The following is a 16,113-nucleotide window of genomic DNA, read 5'->3' as shown; positions in this document are numbered from 1 at the left end:
TTGCCGTCGCAGCCGCCGTTTGGTGCCACATTTCGGCCCGATGGGATGACGGTTGGTAAAAGTTGGAAGGTCCTGATGAAACACCCCTCTCGTGCTGTCCTGTTTGCCAGTGTCTGCTGCCTCTTCGGCTCGGGTCTCGGATCTGCGGCTTTGGCTGGGGATCTTGGCGCCGCGTTCCACGCGCTTCCGATCGATACCCGTGTCGCCATCCAGTCGGAATTGGCCGAGGTCGATCTCTACCTTGCCGATCCCACCGGGGATTGGAGTGCCGCGACCGAGCGTGCAGTGCTGCGGTCGGTCGAAACGATCGCGCTGAATTCCGGCGATCGCGTGCATCCGAAGCTGAAAACCACCCGCTCGATGCAAACCTATCTCGAGGCGCTGGCCGAGGGCTCCTACGCCACCTACCTGCGTCCCGGCGACTATTCGGCGGGCAGCGCCTTCCTGCGCAAGATCCATCTGGGCGGCTGACCTCCTCAGGGGCGGGGGCACCGCCCGCTCCGCAACACGCCAGGCAAAGCAAAAGGCCGCCCCGAAGGGCGGCCTTTCGTTTGGGAGGCAAAGAACCGGATCAGTTCTTCGCGTAGAATTCGACGACCAGGTTCGGTTCCATGTGCACCGGATAGGGCACGTCGCTCAGGCCCGGGGTGCGCACGAAGGTCGCGGTCATTTTCGAGTGGTCGACTTCGAGGTAATCCGGCACGTCGCGCTCGCCCGACTGGGCGGCTTCGAGGACGATCGCCAGTTGCTTCGAACGGTCACGAACGGCGATCACGTCGCCTTCCTTGACGCGGTACGACGCGATGTTGACGCGGGCGCCGTTGACGGTGACGTGGCCGTGGTTCACGAACTGACGCGCTGCGAAGATCGTCGGAACGAACTTGGCGCGGTAGACGATCGCGTCCAGACGGCGCTCGAGCAGACCGATCAGGTTTTCACCGGTGTCGCCCTTGACGCGTTCGGCTTCGCCGTAGATCTTGCGGAATTGCTTCTCGGTCAGATCGCCGTAGTAGCCTTTGAGTTTTTGCTTGGCGCGCAGCTGGGTCCCGAAGTCCGACAGCTTGTTCTTGCGGCGCTGGCCGTGCTGGCCCGGACCGTAGTCACGCTTGTTCAGCGGCGACTTGGCGCGGCCCCAGATGTTCTCGCCCATGCGGCGGTCGATTTTGTACTTGGCAGCGGTGCGTTTGGTCATCGCTGATCTCCTTCTTGACTGTGAAGGGCGTTGTCCTTTCCCTCCCCTTGCGGTTCGGGCGACAGGCTTCCCCTTGCGGGGTCCACCAACACCAATGAAAGCCCCGGCAAGCGTCGCCGCTGCCGGGATGGGGGGCTTATACAGGGGGCGGGCGCAGAGTCAACGCCCCGCGGGCGGCTTTCGCCGCTCAGGGCGCGGTGACGGTTACGAAAACCTCCTTGCGGCTGATTTCGGTGCCGTCGCGGCTTTGAGTGACGGTGGCAGTATACCCGCCGGGGGCGAAACCGCCCGCGGGCGCGCGCTTGCCCGCATAGCGGAAAAACAGCGCCTGCGGTTTTTCCAGCACCTCGTCATGCGCGAAGGTAAAGCCCCCGGGGCCGGTGATCGTCATCGTCACCACGTCGCCCTTGCGGCTGTCATAGCCGTAAAGCCAGAGCACGAGCGCCGAGGCATTGGCCGGAAGCGTGTCTTGTGCAAGTAAACCTGCTTTGACCGCCTCGAAGCTCGGCGGAGTGTCGGTCAGCGCGGCCTGCAACAGGCCGCCGCCGACATAGGCGGGCGGGGTCTGCCAGAGCGTGCGGGTCGGAGCGGGGCCGCAGGCGGCCGCGGTGTCGGGTTGGAACGGGTCAAGATCGGCGCCATCATGGCGCACGGCCAGATGCAGATGCGGGAATTCGGCCTTGCCGGACATGCCGACCTGACCAAGCTTCGTGCCGGCAGCGATCTTCATGCCCGGCTTCACCGCGACCGAGCCGTTCTTCAGGTGGCAATACTGGGTCTGCCAGCCGCCGCCATGGTCGATCAGCACGCCATTGCCGCATTCCTTGTCGTCGACCTTGACCCCGGCGGCAAAGGCGCCATCGGCTTCGCCATCGCGGACAGCCCGGACACGGCCGGGGGCGGCAGCCAGAACATCGACGCCCGCCTGCATCGCGGCGAGGGTTGGCAGGGCGAAGTCGGTGCCGTCATGGCCCTGATAGGTCGCAGTGCCACAGCCGAAATCGCGCACCTCCGGGCCGGGGTCGTGATCGACGTAATGCTGGATGTAACAGGTCTCGCCCAAGGTGCAGGCGATCGGTTGTTTCAGGACGATGTCCTGCGCCCGGACCGCGCCGGGCAGGGCGGTGAGGCCAAGGGAGAGCACCAGAAAGACGGCGCGGCGGTCAGACTGGCGAAGAGAGACCAGAGGCATCGCAATATCCCCGCAAAACAGAACAGGCGCCCCCGAGGGAGCGCCTGAAAAGCGTAGCACAGCGATATTGGCCCGGTCACGCGCCATTGGGCGCGCTCCTGCGCATGTGACCGTCAGCGCCGACCCGCCGCGGCCGAAGCTCAACCCGCGGGCAGAAGCCGGGGTTTCGCCCCCGCAAGGCGCGGTTTGCCGGGCTCTTCGACATCGAGCGCGATCGCATCGTCGCGCACCGTCACCCGGACCACCCCGCCCTTGATCAGGCGGCCGAACAGCAGTTCTTCCGCCAGAGGCTTCTTGATGTGCTCCTGAATGACCCGGCCCAGCGGACGTGCGCCCATCTTGTCGTCGTAGCCCTTGACCGCCAGCCATTCGGCGGCTTCGGGCGTCAGCTCGATATGCACGTTGCGATCGATCAGTTGCGCTTCGAGTTGCAGCACGAACTTGTCCACCACCTGCAGGATCGTGTCGCGCGGCAGCGGCGCGAAGCTGACCACCGCATCCAGACGGTTGCGGAATTCCGGGGTGAAGGTGCGTTCGATCGCCGCCGTATCCTCGCCCTCGCGGCGCTCGCGGCCAAAACCGATCGCCGATTTCGCCTGTTCGGCCGCGCCCGCGTTCGAGGTCATGATCAGGATCACGTTGCGGAAATCGACCTGACGACCATTGTGGTCGGTCAGCTTGCCGTGGTCCATCACCTGCAGCAGGATGTTGAACACGTCCGAATGCGCCTTTTCGATTTCATCGAGCAGCAGCACGCAATGCGGATGCTGATCGACACCATCGGTCAAAAGCCCGCCCTGATCGAAGCCGACATAACCCGGAGGCGCACCGATCAGCCGCGAAACCGCGTGTTTCTCCATGTATTCCGACATGTCGAAGCGCAAAAGTTCCACGCCGAGCGTGTTGGCCAGCTGTTTCGCCACCTCGGTCTTGCCGACGCCGGTCGGACCCGCGAACAGATAGTTGCCGATCGGTTTTTCCGGTTCGCGCAGACCGGCCCGGGCGAGCTTGATCGCCGAGGCCAGCGTCTCGATCGCCTTGTCCTGACCGAAGACCACGCGCTTGAGCGTCTTTTCCAAATCGCGCAGGATCGCGGCATCGTCTTTCGACACGCTCTTCGGGGGGATGCGGGCGATCTTCGCCACGACGGCCTCGATCTCCTTGGCGCCCAAAGTCTTGCGCTTCTTGCTTTCGGGCAGCAGGTGCTGCGCCGCCCCCGCCTCGTCGATCACGTCGATCGCCTTGTCGGGCAGCTTGCGGTCATGGATGTAGCGCGCCGCCAGTTCCACCGCCGACTTGATCGCGTCGTTGGTGTAGCGCACGTCGTGATGTTCCTCGAAATAGGGTTTCAGCCCCATCAGGATCTTGATGCTGTCGCCGACCGAGGGTTCGTTCACGTCGATCTTCTGGAACCGGCGGCTCAGCGCGCGGTCCTTTTCGAAGTGCTGACGGAATTCCTTGTAGGTGGTCGAGCCCATGCAGCGCAGCTTGCCGCCCTGCAGCGCGGGTTTGAGCAGGTTCGACGCGTCCATCGCCCCGCCCGAGGTCGCCCCGGCGCCGATCACGGTGTGGATCTCGTCGATGAAGAGGATCGCGTCGGGATGTTCCTCGAGCTCCTTCATCACCGCTTTCAGCCGTTCTTCGAAATCGCCGCGATAGCGCGTGCCGGCCAAGAGCGCGCCCATGTCGAGCGAATAGATCGTCGAGCGCGCCAGAATGTCGGGCGTCTCGCCGCGGGTGATCTTCAGCGCCAGACCTTCGGCGATGGCGGTCTTGCCGACACCCGGATCGCCCACCAGAAGCGGGTTGTTCTTGCGGCGGCGGCAGAGCACCTGAATGCAGCGCTCGACCTCTTCGGCGCGGCCGATCAGCGGGTCGATATCGCCCTTTTGCGATTTCTGGTTCAGGTTCACGCAATATTTGCCAAGCGCGGATTCCTTCGCCTCGCCCGGTTGCGCGGGTTCGGCCTTGGCGGTCTCTTCCTCGGCGCCGACGACCGGACGGCTTTCGCCGAAGGCCGGGTCCTTGGCCACGCCATGGGCGATGAAGTTGACCGCGTCGTAGCGGGTCATGTCCTGTTCTTGCAGGAAGAAGGCCGCGTTCGACTCCCGCTCCGCAAAGATCGCGACCAGGACGTTGGCCCCCGTCACCTCGGTCCGGCCCGAGCTTTGCACATGGATCGCGGCGCGCTGGATCACCCGCTGGAAGGCGGCGGTCGGCACGGCCTCGGACCCCTCGACCTCGGTGATGAGGGTCGACAGATCATCATCGATGAATTCGGTGAGCGTCTGGCGCAACTCGTCGAGATCGACGCCGCAGGCGCGCATCACGCGGCTGGCATCGGGCTCGTCGATCAGCGCGAGCAAGAGGTGTTCGAGCGTGGCCAGTTCATGCTTGCGCGTGTTTGCCAACGCCAGTGCGGCGTGGATTGCTTGCTCGAGCGTGGTCGAAAACGAAGGCATGCGGCGCTCCTTTCCTCGGGTCTCCCGATACTGGCCTCATGTGATTAAGTTTCGGTGGATTTCGCCGCGCTTCAAGACCCGCTTGCGTGTTTTTTCCACCTCTCCACGCTGTGTTGCAAATCTGACCAAAGGGTGAGGGTTCCGCGCGATCCGCAGGCACCGTGCAAAAATGCTTTCAGAACTTGTCTTTGCGGGCGCGGGCCTCGGTAAAGACCGAAAGCGGGCTTGCCTCTTCGGCCATGCCAAGTGCTGCACGCAACGCGGCGTCATGGCTGCGCAGGAAGGGATTCGTCGCCAACTCCTCGCCCAGATGCACCGGCAGGCTCGGTTCACCCGCCAGCCGCAGCGCCGTCACCCGGTCCATCCGGTCGTGCAGCCGCCCGTTGCCGGGTTCGAGCGAGAGCGCGAAACGGCCGTTCGCGGCGGTGTATTCATGCCCCGAACAGACGAGCGTTTCGGCGGGCAGGGCGGCCAGACGGGCGAGCGTGTCGAACATCTGCGCGGGCGTGCCCTCGAAAAGCCGCCCGCAGCCCCAGCTCATCAGACTGTCGCCGGAAAAGAGCAGCCCCGCCCCCGGCAGATACCAGGCGATATGCCCGACCGTATGGCCATCCGCCGCCAGAACCTGCGCCGCCTCCATCCCCAGATGCACGACATCGCCGGGCGCCACCGGATGATCGAGCGGCGGCAGGCGATGCGCATCGGCCGCCGCCCCCGCCACTTTCGCCCCGGTGGCCTGTGCCAAGGCCTCGACCCCCGCGATGTGGTCGGCATGGTGATGCGTGATCAGGATGTGATGCAACTGCCAGTTCCGTTCGGCCAGCGCGTTCAGAACCGGGGTGGCCTCGGGGACATCGACCACGACGACGGTATCGGTGGCGGTATCGTGCCAGAGCCAGGCGTAATTGTCTTTCAGACAGGGGATCGGGATCAGTTCGAGGGTCATGGTCTTTTGCGCATCTTTCGCTATCCTGACCCAGCTTCGCCGAAGGAAGGCCAACCTGCAATGCATCTCGACGTGCTCGACCTGCGTGATTTCTATTACCGGACCCAGCTTGGCCGCACGGCGCAAAAGGCGATCCGCGACAAGGTGGTGGAGCTGTGGCCCAACACCCCCTCCGGCGTGGCCGGGCTGACGGTGGCGGGCTATGGTTTCGCGGTGCCGCTGCTGCGGCCCTACCTCGGGCAGGCGCGGCGGGTGATCGGGCTGATGCCCGCGCAGCAGGGCGTGATGCCCTGGCCCGCGGGCGAGCCGAATGTCTCGGTCCTGTGCGCGGAAACGAACTGGCCGGTCGAGACCGGGATGATCGATCGGCTGGTGGTGCTGCACGGGCTTGAAGTCTCGGATGACCCCGATGCGCTGATGGACGAATGCTGGCGCGCGCTCGGCCCCGGGGGGCGGGCGCTCTTCATCGTGCCGAACCGGGTCGGGCTTTGGGCCCCGCGCGAGACCACGCCTTTCGGCTTTGGTCGCCCCTATACGATGGGTCAGCTTGAAGCGCAGGCACGAAGGGTGGGGTTCGCCCCCGAGCGTCAGGCGGCCGCGCTGTACATTCCGCCCTCGCAGCGGCGGTTCTGGCTGCGCTCGTCCGAGGTCTGGGAGCGGCTCGGCACACGGGCGGCGGGCTACCTTGCGGCGGGGGTGGTGATGCTGGAAGTCATCAAGCAGGTGCATTCGCCGCGCCGCACCGGGCTGGGGGCGGCGGTGCGCAAGCCGCTTTCGATCCTCGAAGGGGCAGCAAAGCCGGTCGTCGGTCGCACCTGAGCGCCCCGATCGCACGAGAGAATCGCCATCGCGAAAATGTGCGTTTCCGCGTCACTTCGTCCCGCGGTTGGGGGACGCAGAACGGGTGCGTCCGACCCTTTGCGCTAACACTCCGTGCTTGTGCAGAAAATGTGCCAGCCTGATGTAGATTCATGCCGCCAAGATGGTTGCGAGGGTCTTTATGCTCTGCTAGACGCAACCCCGAATGCGGCGCGCGGGAGATACTTGGGCGCCGAGGGGGGCCTCTGAATCGGTGACGGAACGGTTACGTTTCGGTCGTCGGCGTGCGGAGGCAAAAGCATCGGAAGGGTGGACGTGTCCGAACCAGCTTCGATTTCCGCAGCCATTGCCGGGCGTTATGCCACGGCCATCTTCGACCTCGCGCAGGAAGCCAAGGGCATCGACGCGCTCTCGGCTGACGTGGATGCGCTGACGGCGGCTCTGGCCGCTTCGGCGGACCTGCGTGACCTGATTTCGTCGCCGGTCTACAGCCGCGACGAACAAGGCGCCGCGATCGCCGCGGTGGCCGCGAAGATGGGCCTGTCGGCACCGCTCGCCAACGGGCTCAAGCTGATGGCGGGCAAACGCCGGCTGTTCGCGCTGCCGCAGCTCCTCGCCGGGCTCGCTGCCGCAATCGCCGAAGCCAAGGGCGAGATGACCGCCGACGTCACGTCGGCTACCGCGCTGTCCACGGCGCAGGTCGACAAGCTGGCGGCGACGCTGGCGAAACAGACGGGCAAGACCGTCAAACTGAACGTCGCCGTCGATGAGAGCCTCATCGGTGGCATGATCGTCAAGCTGGGTTCGCGCATGATCGACACCACGGTCAAAGCCAAACTCGCTTCCCTCCAGAACGCCATGAAAGAGGTTGGATAATGGGCATCCAGGCTGCTGAAATCTCTGCGATCCTCAAGGAGCAGATCAAGAACTTCGGGCAGGATGCCCAAGTCGCCGAAGTGGGCCGTGTGCTCTCGGTCGGTGACGGTATCGCGCGCGTTCACGGGCTCGACAACGTCCAGGCGGGCGAAATGGTCGAATTCCCCGGCGGCATCCGCGGGATGGCGCTGAACCTCGAAGTCGACAACGTCGGTATCGTTATCTTCGGGTCGGACCGCGACATCAAGGAAGGCGACACCGTCAAGCGCACCAACTCGATCGTGGACGTTCCGGCGGGCGAAGGCCTGCTCGGCCGCGTCGTCGATGGTCTTGGCAACCCGATCGACGGCAAAGGTCCGATCGTGGCGAAAGAGCGTCGCATCGCCGACGTCAAAGCCCCGGGCATCATTCCGCGGAAATCGGTGCACGAGCCGATGGCGACCGGCCTCAAGTCGGTTGACGCGATGATCCCGATCGGCCGTGGCCAGCGCGAGCTGATCATCGGCGACCGTCAGACCGGCAAGACCGCGATCGCGCTCGACACCATTCTGAACCAGAAGTCGTACAACGACGCCAACCCGGGCAACAAGCTGCACTGCTTCTACGTCGCCATCGGCCAGAAGCGTTCGACCGTTGCCCAGCTGGTGAAGAAACTCGAAGAAGCCGGCGCGATGGAATACACCACCGTCGTCGCCGCGACCGCTTCGGACCCGGCTCCGATGCAGTTCCTCGCCCCCTATTCGGCGACCGCGATGGCGGAATACTTCCGCGACAACGGCAAGCACGCCCTGATCATCTATGATGACCTGTCGAAGCAAGCCGTGGCCTACCGTCAGATGTCGCTGCTTCTGCGCCGTCCGCCGGGGCGTGAAGCCTATCCGGGCGACGTGTTCTATCTCCACTCGCGCCTGCTGGAACGTTCGGCGAAACTGAACGAAGACTTCGGCGCCGGGTCGCTGACCGCTCTGCCGGTCATCGAAACCCAAGGCGGCGACGTGTCGGCCTTCATCCCGACCAACGTGATCTCGATCACCGACGGCCAGATCTTCCTTGAAACCGAACTGTTCTACCAGGGCATCCGCCCGGCCGTGAACACCGGTCTCTCGGTGTCGCGCGTCGGTTCGTCGGCTCAGACCAACTCGATGAAATCGGTTGCCGGTCCGGTGAAACTGGAACTCGCGCAGTATCGCGAAATGGCCGCCTTTGCGCAGTTCGGCTCGGACCTCGACGCCGCGACGCAAAAGCTGCTGAACCGCGGTGCCCGCCTGACCGAACTGATGAAGCAGCCGCAATACTCGCCGCTGACCAACGCCGAAATCGTGGCGGTGATCTTCGCGGGGACGAACGGCTTCCTCGACACCGTTCCGGTGAAAGAAGTCGGCCGGTTCGAGAAAGGCCTGCTGGCCTATCTGCGCTCGACCCGCAAGGACGTGCTTGAGTGGCTCACCAAGGAAGACCCCAAGATCAAGGGCGACGCCGAGAAGAAGCTCAAAGACGCGATCGCCGAGTTCGCCAAGACCTTCGCTTGACGGCCTGAAAGGACAGGGAGATGCCCAGCCTTAAGGACCTCAAAAACCGGATCGTGAGTGTCAAGAACACTCGCAAGATCACGAAAGCGATGCAGATGGTCGCGGCGGCGAAACTTCGCCGCGCCCAGGAAAGCGCCGAAGCTGCCCGGCCCTATGCCGAGCGGATGAACGCCGTGATGTCGAGCCTTGCCTCTGCGGTGGGCTCGACCGAAGGCGCTCCCCGCCTGCTGGCTGGCACGGGCTCCGACAAGGTCCATCTCCTCGTCGTCATGACGGGCGAGCGCGGGCTTTGCGGCGGCTTCAACGCCAACATCGCGAAGCTCGCGAAGGCGAAGGCGAATGAACTGCTGGCGGCCGGCAAGACGGTGAAGATCCTCACCGTCGGCAAGAAAGGTCGCGACGCCCTGCGTCGCGATCTGGGCCAGTACTACATCGACCACATCGACCTGAGCGAAGTGAAGAAGCTGAGCTACCCGGTGGCGCAGAAGATTGCCCAGAACATCCTCGACCGCTTCGACGCGGGCGAATACGATGTCGCGACGATCTTCTTCTCGACCTTCGAGAGCGTGATCAGCCAGGTGCCGACCGCCAAGCAGGTGATCCCGGCGCAGTTCGAAACCGAAGCGGCTTCGGCCTCGGCGGTCTACGACTACGAACCGGGCGATCAGGAAATCCTGACCGCGCTTCTGCCGCGTGCGGTGGCCACGGCGATCTTCGCCGCGCTGCTGGAAAACAATGCGTCCTTCAACGGGGCGCAGATGTCGGCCATGGACAACGCCACCCGCAACGCGGGTGACATGATCGATCGTTTGACCATCGAGTTCAACCGTTCGCGTCAGGCCGCCATCACCAAAGAGCTCATCGAAATCATCTCGGGCGCCGAGGCGCTCTGACGGAACCGGAGATAGGAAACAATGGCAAGCAAAGGCAAAGTGACCCAGGTCATCGGCGCCGTCGTCGACGTGCAGTTCGAAGACGGTCTCCCGGCGATTCTGAACGCCCTTGAAACCACCAACAACGGCAAGCGCCTCGTTCTCGAAGTGGCGCAGCACCTTGGTGAAAACACCGTCCGTACCATCGCCATGGACGCGACCGAAGGCCTCGTGCGCGGCGCTGCCGTGTCCGACACCGGCGGCCCGATCACCGTTCCGGTGGGCAACGCCACCCTCGGCCGCATCCTGAACGTCATCGGCGAGCCGGTGGACGAGCGCGGCGACGTCGCGAAAACCGAAGCCCGTGCGATCCACCAGCCGGCCCCGGACTTCGCCGCTCAGTCGACCGAGAGCCAAATCCTCGTCACCGGCATCAAGGTGATCGACCTGCTCGCCCCCTACTCCAAGGGCGGCAAGATCGGTCTCTTCGGCGGCGCCGGCGTGGGCAAGACCGTTCTGATCATGGAACTGATCAACAACATCGCGAAAGTGCACTCGGGCTTCTCGGTGTTCGCGGGCGTTGGCGAACGGACCCGTGAAGGGAACGACCTGTACCACGAGATGATCGAGTCGGGCGTTATCAACCTCGACAAGCTCGAAGAGTCGAAAGTGGCGCTGGTCTATGGCCAGATGAACGAACCCCCGGGGGCCCGTGCCCGCGTGGCGCTGACCGGTCTGACGCTTGCGGAACAGTTCCGCGACCAGTCGGGTACCGACGTGCTGTTCTTCGTCGACAACATCTTCCGTTTCACCCAAGCGGGTTCGGAAGTGTCGGCGCTCCTTGGCCGTATCCCGTCGGCCGTGGGCTACCAGCCGACGCTCGCCACCGACATGGGCGCGCTGCAAGAACGCATCACCTCGACCAAAGCCGGTTCGATCACCTCGGTGCAGGCCATCTACGTGCCGGCCGACGACCTTACCGACCCGGCTCCGGCCACCTCGTTCGCCCACCTCGACGCCACGACCGTTCTGTCGCGTGCGATCTCGGAACTCGGCATCTACCCGGCCGTGGACCCGCTCGACTCGACCTCGCGGATCCTCGACCCGCAAGTCGTCGGCGAAGAGCACTATCAGGTGGCGCGTGACGTGCAGGGCATGCTGCAACGCTACAAGTCGCTGCAGGACATCATCGCCATCCTCGGCATGGACGAACTGTCGGAAGAAGACAAACTGACGGTGACCCGCGCCCGGAAGATCCAGCGCTTCCTGTCGCAGCCCTTCGACGTGGCGAAAGTGTTCACCGGCTCGGACGGTGTGCAGGTTCCGCTCGAAGACACCATCAAGTCGTTCAAGGCGGTGGTTGCGGGCGAATACGACCACCTGCCGGAAGCGGCCTTCTACATGGTTGGCGGCATCGACGAAGTGATCGCGAAAGCCCAGCGCCTCGCCGCTGCGGCGTAAGGGGGCATCATGGCCGATACGATGCAGTTCGACCTCGTCTCGCCCGAACGGAAGCTCGCTTCCGTTCAGGCCCGCGAGGTCCGTCTTCCCGGCGTGGAAGGCGACCTGACGGCGATGCCGGGCCATGCGCCCGTCATCCTTTCGCTGCGGCCGGGCATCCTGACCGTGGTCAGCGCCGAAGGCACGGCCGACTACGCCGTGACCGGCGGCTTCGCCGAGGTTTCGGGCGACAAGGTGACCGTTCTGGCCGAGCGCGGTCTGACCAAGGCGGAACTGACCGCCGCGGTTCATGCCGAGATGCTGGCCGAGGCCAAGAAAGTCGCCGATGCGGCGCATCCGACGGTGGCCGATGCCGCCGCCAAGATGCTCGCCGACATGGAAGCGCTTGGCACGCACATCAACCTCTGAGGGATCACCTCTTAGGCGAGTTTGGGCCCCGGTCTTCGCGCCGGGGCCTTTGCTTTTCGCTTTTTTCTTTCCGCGCCGCGGATTAGCGTAAGTTGAGTGGACGACCGGAGTGAACGGTAAAGGCAGATGAAGAAGTATTCCTCGACCCGGATCGGCGTGGCGCAAGGCTCGCTGGTGCTGTTTTCGGATTATCAGGACGGTGGCGTGATGTGGACGGGCGAGGGCCCGCGCGAATTGCGCCGCGCCGTCATCTTCGACGAGCCCTTCCGCGAGAGCCCGGCGGTGCAGGTCTCGCTGTCGATGTGGGACATTGATCAGAAGCACAATCCGCGCATGGACATCACCTCGGACATGATCACGCCCGAGGGTTTCGTCATCGTCTTCCGCACCTGGGGCGACACCCGCGTTGCCCGCGTCCGCGCCGACTGGCTGGCGATCGGCGGCTGCGCCCATGAAGACGATTGGGACGTGGGCTGAGCCCGGGACGCCCTTCAAAGTCCCGTCATGCGGGGGCGGGGCCGTCGCGCCTCGCGTCAGCTTGACTTTCGCCCCCCTCTCCCCGATGGTGCGGCCACCTTCTCCATCCGCGAGGCTGACCCGTGCACCACCTTGCCGACATCTGGCAGCGCATGGAAAAGCCCGTTCCTGCCCGAAGCGCCGCCGCGCCGGGCCGAGACCTTCCTCACAGCAACCTGATCGCCGGTGACCGGCAAGGGGACTTCGCATGATCCTGGGCCATATCGGCGCACGCAAGGGCTCGAAAGGCGTGCCCGGCAAGGACTTCCGGCTGATCGCGGGCAAGCCGCTGATCGACTGGTCGCTCGATCAACTCTTCGCCAATCCGCGCATCGATGCCGTTGTCGTCTCGACCGATGACGAACGCATTTACGAGCATGCGGTGGCGAAAGGCGCGCTGCCGATCGGGCTGCGGCCTGAACATCTGGCGACTGACGCGGCGCCGAAATGGGGCGTCTGGCAACATGCGCTCGAGGCCGGGCAGGCGGCTTTGGGCAAGCCCGTGACCACCTTCGTCGATCTCGATTGCACCTCGCCGCTGCGCCTGCCCGAAGACCTTGACGGCGCGCTCGATCTTTTCGCCCGCGAAAAGCCCGACATGGTGATGAGCGTCTGCGAGGCGCGCAAGAACCCCTATTTCAACCTCGTCGAGGCGGATGAAACCGGGGCGCTGCATGTCTCGAAGCCGCTGCCGGGCGGGGTCTGGTCGCGGCAATCCGCGCCCAAGGTCTGGGAACATGCGGCCTCGACCTATGTGCTGTCCTCGGACTATCTGCGCCGGGCGAAGACGATCTACGAAGGCCGGGTGATCCCCTTCGAGATGCCGCCCGAGCGCTGCCTTGACATCGACACGCCGTTTGATTTCCGGCTGGTCGAAATGCTGATGAACGACCGCATCGCGGAAGGAAACTGAGATGACGAACCAACTTTCGGGCCGCACCATTTTCATCACCGGCTCGGGCGGTGTGCTGGGCTCGACCTATGTGCGCCGGATGCTCGATCAGGGCGCCCGCGTCGTGGCGACCGATCTGCCCGGCCATCGGGCCGAGGCGCTGCAAGCGGCGCATGCGGGCAACGAGGCCTTTCGCTTCTACGATCTGGACGTGGGTGATGAAGCGCAGGTGACCGAGATCTTCCAGCGCGTTCTGGCCGATGGCTGGGAGCCCAATGTGGTTCTGAACAATGCCGCGATCACCGGCGAGATGCTGATGGGCGCGGGCAAGCCCTTCCCGGATTTCGCCGATACCTCGGTCGCCGATTTCGAGCGCACCCTGCGCACCAACCTCACCGGCGCCTTCATGGTGGCCCGGCAGATGGACCGCGACATCGTCGGCCGCTGGCCCGCGACGCTGATCAACGTCGCCTCGATGTATGCGCTGAACGGCGCGCATCACCCGATCTATGACGGCATGCCGTTCAAGAATTTCTCGGCTTACGGCGTGACCAAGGCGGGCATCCACGGCCTGACCGTCTGGCTCGCGGGCTACTGGGCACCGCGCGGCGCCACCGTCAACACCATCGCCCCCGGCGCGGTCTTCAACAACCATTCCGAGGAATTCCAGCGCCGCGTGGGCGAGTTGATCATGCTCAACCGCATGGCGAAACCGGATGAGATCGCCGATGCGATGCTGTTCCTGTGCTCGGCAGGCGCGGGTTACATGACCGGGCAGCTGGTCAATGTCGATGGCGGGTTCTCGGCGTGGTAAGCGCCCGGATCGCCGTCATCGGCGCAGGCTCGATCGGGCGTCGGCATGCGGCCAACCTGACGACACTGGGCTGCACCGTCTCGCATCTGCCTTGGCGCAGCTTCGATGCGGCGGCTTTCGCGGCGCGGACAGATCTGGACGGGGTGGTGATCGCCACCGAAACGCAGATCCGGCTGGAGTTGATCGAGACTTGCGCGCGGATGGGCCTGCCTTTCTACGTCGAAAAGCCGCTCGCCTACACGCCCGAACAGGTGGCGGCGATCTATGCCGCCGCGGCTCCGGTCGCCGATCGCAGCCTCATTGGCTTCATGATGCGCTACAATCCGGCGCTGCAGGCGCTGGCGGCGGAAGATCTCTCCGACATCTACCGCTTCTCCTTCGAGATCGGCCATGACGTGCGGCAATGGCGGGCGAACTGGCGCTTTGGCGACAGCTACGCCGCGCGGCCCGAGGGGGGCGGGGTGCTCCTTGACCTCTCGCACGAGGTCGATCTGGCGATGACGCTCTTCCCCGACCTTGCGCTCTGCGGCGCGGAAAGCCTGGGCCATCCGTCGTTCCCCGGCGTCGATTTCGCCACGACCTTGATGCTTGCGGCTGAGGGCGGGCCGGTCGGCACCGTCTCGATGGATTACCTCTCGCCGGTCTTCATCCGCCGCGCCCGTCTGGTGGGGCTGAAGCGCCTGATCGAGGTCGATTTCCTGACGCCCGAGATCACGTTCCTGACGCCCGGACGGCGCACCAGCCAATCCTACGTCTTCGAGCGCAACGACATGTTCCTCGGCGCCATGCGCGACTTCCTGCGGCTCATCGCCGAAGGGCCGGGGGCGGATCTCTCTCCGCGCGCGCCGCGTTTCACCACGATGCGGCCGGTGAACGAGATGGTCGCCACAGCCTGGTCGGCTCGCCGCTTCACCGGGCAGGTCGAGATGGAGATGGGCTGAGCTCAGCCGTGATCGGCGAAGGTCTTCTGCAACCCGCCCTGCCAGAAGCCTTCGTCGGCCAGCACCTCGATGAAGCGCTCGGCAGCGCGGCCCTCGCCAAAGGCGGTATGGGGCGGGTAGCGCTTGCCCCATTCGCGGCTCAGGAAAGTGTCGATCTTCCCCCGCTCCGCCGCATGGGCGGAAAACAGCGACGGCGCCTCGGCCCGGTTTGTCTGCCGCGTCCCGATATCGAGCGAGGGGATGCCCAGAAACGGCGCCTCGCGCACCCCCGCGCTCGAATTGCCCACCAGACAGGCGGCGTTCTTCATCAGCTCGGAAAAATGCGCAAACCGCATCGAGGGGATCAGCCGGAACCGCTCCCGCGGCAGCTTTTCCAGCACCGCAAAGATATCGCGCGATCCCGGATCGTTGTTCGGTGCGATGACGACGAAATTCCGTCCCGAGGCGTCGAGTGTCCCGAACAGATCCGCCGCTTGCCGCCCCATCGTCGCCGCTTCCGAGGTGACCGGGTGAAAGGTCGTCACGCCGTAATCGTCGAACGGGATGTCATAGCGGCGCAGCACGTCGGTCAGGGTGACGCCCGACGGCCGGGCGTGAAAATCAAGCTCGGGCGAGCCGATCACATGGATCTTGTCAGCCGGTTCGCCCAAGGTCATCACCCGCTTCGCCGCCGCTTCCGAAGACACGAAATGGCAGGCGGCCAGCTTGGTGTTGCAATGCCGGAACACCTCGTCGATCGTGCCCGAGACCTCGCCGCCCTCGATATGGGCCGAGCGGATGTAATTCGTCGCACAGACGAGCGCGCAGGCCAGAGCCTCGATCCGATCGCCGTGGAAGACCACCAGATCGGGGCGCAACTCGGCGAAGATGTCGGAAAAGCCGGTGATCGACTTCGCGAGGATCAGATCCTGCGGGTCGCCCTCGCGCTGGTTGAGGAATTCATGCACGGTGGCGCCCGCCACCCGATGCACCTCGATCTTGGTCAGCCCATAGCGTTCCAGCATGTGCATGCCGGTGACAAGGAACGAGACCTTGAACCCCCCATCGCGGGCGGCGATGGCGAGCGGCTCGATCTTGCCGAAATCGGCACGGGTGCCGGTGACGAAGAGGATATGACGGGTCATTGGGATTCGGGATGCGCTTCGGGCCAGCCGGACTGGGCGATGTCTGTCGTCCAAGGTTCTTACGGAGTT

The 16,113-nt window shown here is 64.7% G+C and carries 16 protein-coding genes; 11 read left to right on the top strand and 5 right to left on the bottom strand.

Annotation, left to right across the window (positions count from 1 at the left end):
- Positions 1–75: 75 nt before the first annotated feature.
- Complete coding sequence (locus C8J30_RS14885) at positions 76–471, top strand: hypothetical protein (protein WP_146227929.1); 396 nt, start codon at positions 76–78, stop codon at positions 469–471.
- 100 nt (positions 472–571) lie between these two features.
- On the opposite strand, the gene rpsD is transcribed toward C8J30_RS14885, so the two are convergent.
- From rpsD to gloB, 4 genes are all read right to left on the bottom strand, one after another.
- Entirely contained in the window at positions 572–1,192 is a 621-nt protein-coding gene (gene rpsD / locus C8J30_RS14880) for a 30S ribosomal protein S4 (RefSeq protein WP_110806631.1), read from the bottom strand.
- Positions 1,193–1,379: 187 nt separating this feature from the next.
- On the bottom strand, positions 1,380–2,384 hold the full coding sequence (locus C8J30_RS14875; RefSeq protein WP_110806630.1) for a M23 family metallopeptidase: 1,005 nt from the start codon (positions 2,382–2,384) through the stop codon (positions 1,380–1,382).
- 140 nt (positions 2,385–2,524) lie between these two features.
- A complete protein-coding gene (gene clpA, locus C8J30_RS14870) occupies positions 2,525–4,846 on the bottom strand; it encodes an ATP-dependent Clp protease ATP-binding subunit ClpA (protein WP_110806629.1) in 2,322 nt (773 codons plus the stop codon).
- Positions 4,847–5,021: 175 nt separating this feature from the next.
- The gene (gene gloB, locus C8J30_RS14865; protein ID WP_110806628.1) at positions 5,022–5,792 is read right to left on the bottom strand and encodes a hydroxyacylglutathione hydrolase; all 771 of its coding nucleotides are present in this window, start codon (positions 5,790–5,792) and stop codon (positions 5,022–5,024) included.
- A 60-nt stretch (positions 5,793–5,852) separates the two neighbouring features.
- Here gloB and C8J30_RS14860 point away from each other — a divergent pair, with 60 nt between their 5' ends.
- From C8J30_RS14860 to C8J30_RS14815, 10 genes are all read left to right on the top strand, one after another.
- Positions 5,853–6,611, top strand: coding sequence for a methyltransferase domain-containing protein (locus C8J30_RS14860; protein ID WP_110806627.1), 759 nt, complete (start codon positions 5,853–5,855; stop codon positions 6,609–6,611).
- Between the two features lie 315 nt (positions 6,612–6,926).
- The gene (locus C8J30_RS14855) at positions 6,927–7,487 is read left to right on the top strand and encodes a F0F1 ATP synthase subunit delta (RefSeq protein WP_181420904.1); all 561 of its coding nucleotides are present in this window, start codon (positions 6,927–6,929) and stop codon (positions 7,485–7,487) included.
- Positions 7,487–9,016 carry a F0F1 ATP synthase subunit alpha gene (atpA, locus tag C8J30_RS14850; RefSeq protein WP_110806625.1) on the top strand — a complete coding sequence of 510 codons (1,530 nt, stop codon included), beginning with the start codon at positions 7,487–7,489 and terminating at the stop codon, positions 9,014–9,016. Before C8J30_RS14855 ends, atpA begins: the two co-directional genes overlap by 1 nt.
- A gap of 20 nt (positions 9,017–9,036) precedes the next feature.
- Entirely contained in the window at positions 9,037–9,909 is an 873-nt protein-coding gene (locus tag C8J30_RS14845) for a F0F1 ATP synthase subunit gamma (RefSeq protein WP_110806624.1), read from the top strand.
- A 21-nt stretch (positions 9,910–9,930) separates the two neighbouring features.
- Positions 9,931–11,349 carry a F0F1 ATP synthase subunit beta gene (gene atpD, locus C8J30_RS14840; protein WP_110806623.1) on the top strand — a complete coding sequence of 473 codons (1,419 nt, stop codon included), beginning with the start codon at positions 9,931–9,933 and terminating at the stop codon, positions 11,347–11,349.
- 9 nt (positions 11,350–11,358) lie between these two features.
- Positions 11,359–11,757: a F0F1 ATP synthase subunit epsilon gene (locus C8J30_RS14835; RefSeq protein ID WP_110806622.1), complete on the top strand. Its 399-nt coding sequence runs from the start codon at positions 11,359–11,361 to the stop codon at positions 11,755–11,757.
- Positions 11,758–11,883: 126 nt separating this feature from the next.
- Positions 11,884–12,234 (top strand): H-type lectin domain-containing protein, encoded by a 351-nt coding sequence (locus tag C8J30_RS14830; protein ID WP_110806621.1) that lies wholly within the window; start codon positions 11,884–11,886, stop codon positions 12,232–12,234.
- A 247-nt stretch (positions 12,235–12,481) separates the two neighbouring features.
- On the top strand, positions 12,482–13,186 hold the full coding sequence (locus tag C8J30_RS14825; protein WP_110806620.1) for an acylneuraminate cytidylyltransferase family protein: 705 nt from the start codon (positions 12,482–12,484) through the stop codon (positions 13,184–13,186).
- 1 nt (position 13,187) lies between these two features.
- Positions 13,188–13,979: an SDR family NAD(P)-dependent oxidoreductase gene (locus C8J30_RS14820; protein WP_110806619.1), complete on the top strand. Its 792-nt coding sequence runs from the start codon at positions 13,188–13,190 to the stop codon at positions 13,977–13,979.
- Positions 13,973–14,920, top strand: coding sequence for a Gfo/Idh/MocA family protein (locus C8J30_RS14815; protein WP_110806618.1), 948 nt, complete (start codon positions 13,973–13,975; stop codon positions 14,918–14,920). The genes C8J30_RS14820 and C8J30_RS14815 overlap by 7 nt, the downstream gene beginning before the upstream one ends.
- Before the next feature lie 2 nt (positions 14,921–14,922).
- On the opposite strand, the gene neuC is transcribed toward C8J30_RS14815, so the two are convergent.
- Positions 14,923–16,044: a UDP-N-acetylglucosamine 2-epimerase gene (neuC, locus tag C8J30_RS14810; protein ID WP_110806617.1), complete on the bottom strand. Its 1,122-nt coding sequence runs from the start codon at positions 16,042–16,044 to the stop codon at positions 14,923–14,925.
- Between the last annotated feature and the right edge of the window lie 69 nt (positions 16,045–16,113).

The organism is Rhodobacter viridis (assembly GCF_003217355.1).
In the GTDB taxonomy this organism is placed as follows: Bacteria; Pseudomonadota; Alphaproteobacteria; order Rhodobacterales; family Rhodobacteraceae; genus Rhodobacter; species Rhodobacter viridis.
This window is presented reverse-complemented; position numbering and strand designations above follow the sequence as displayed.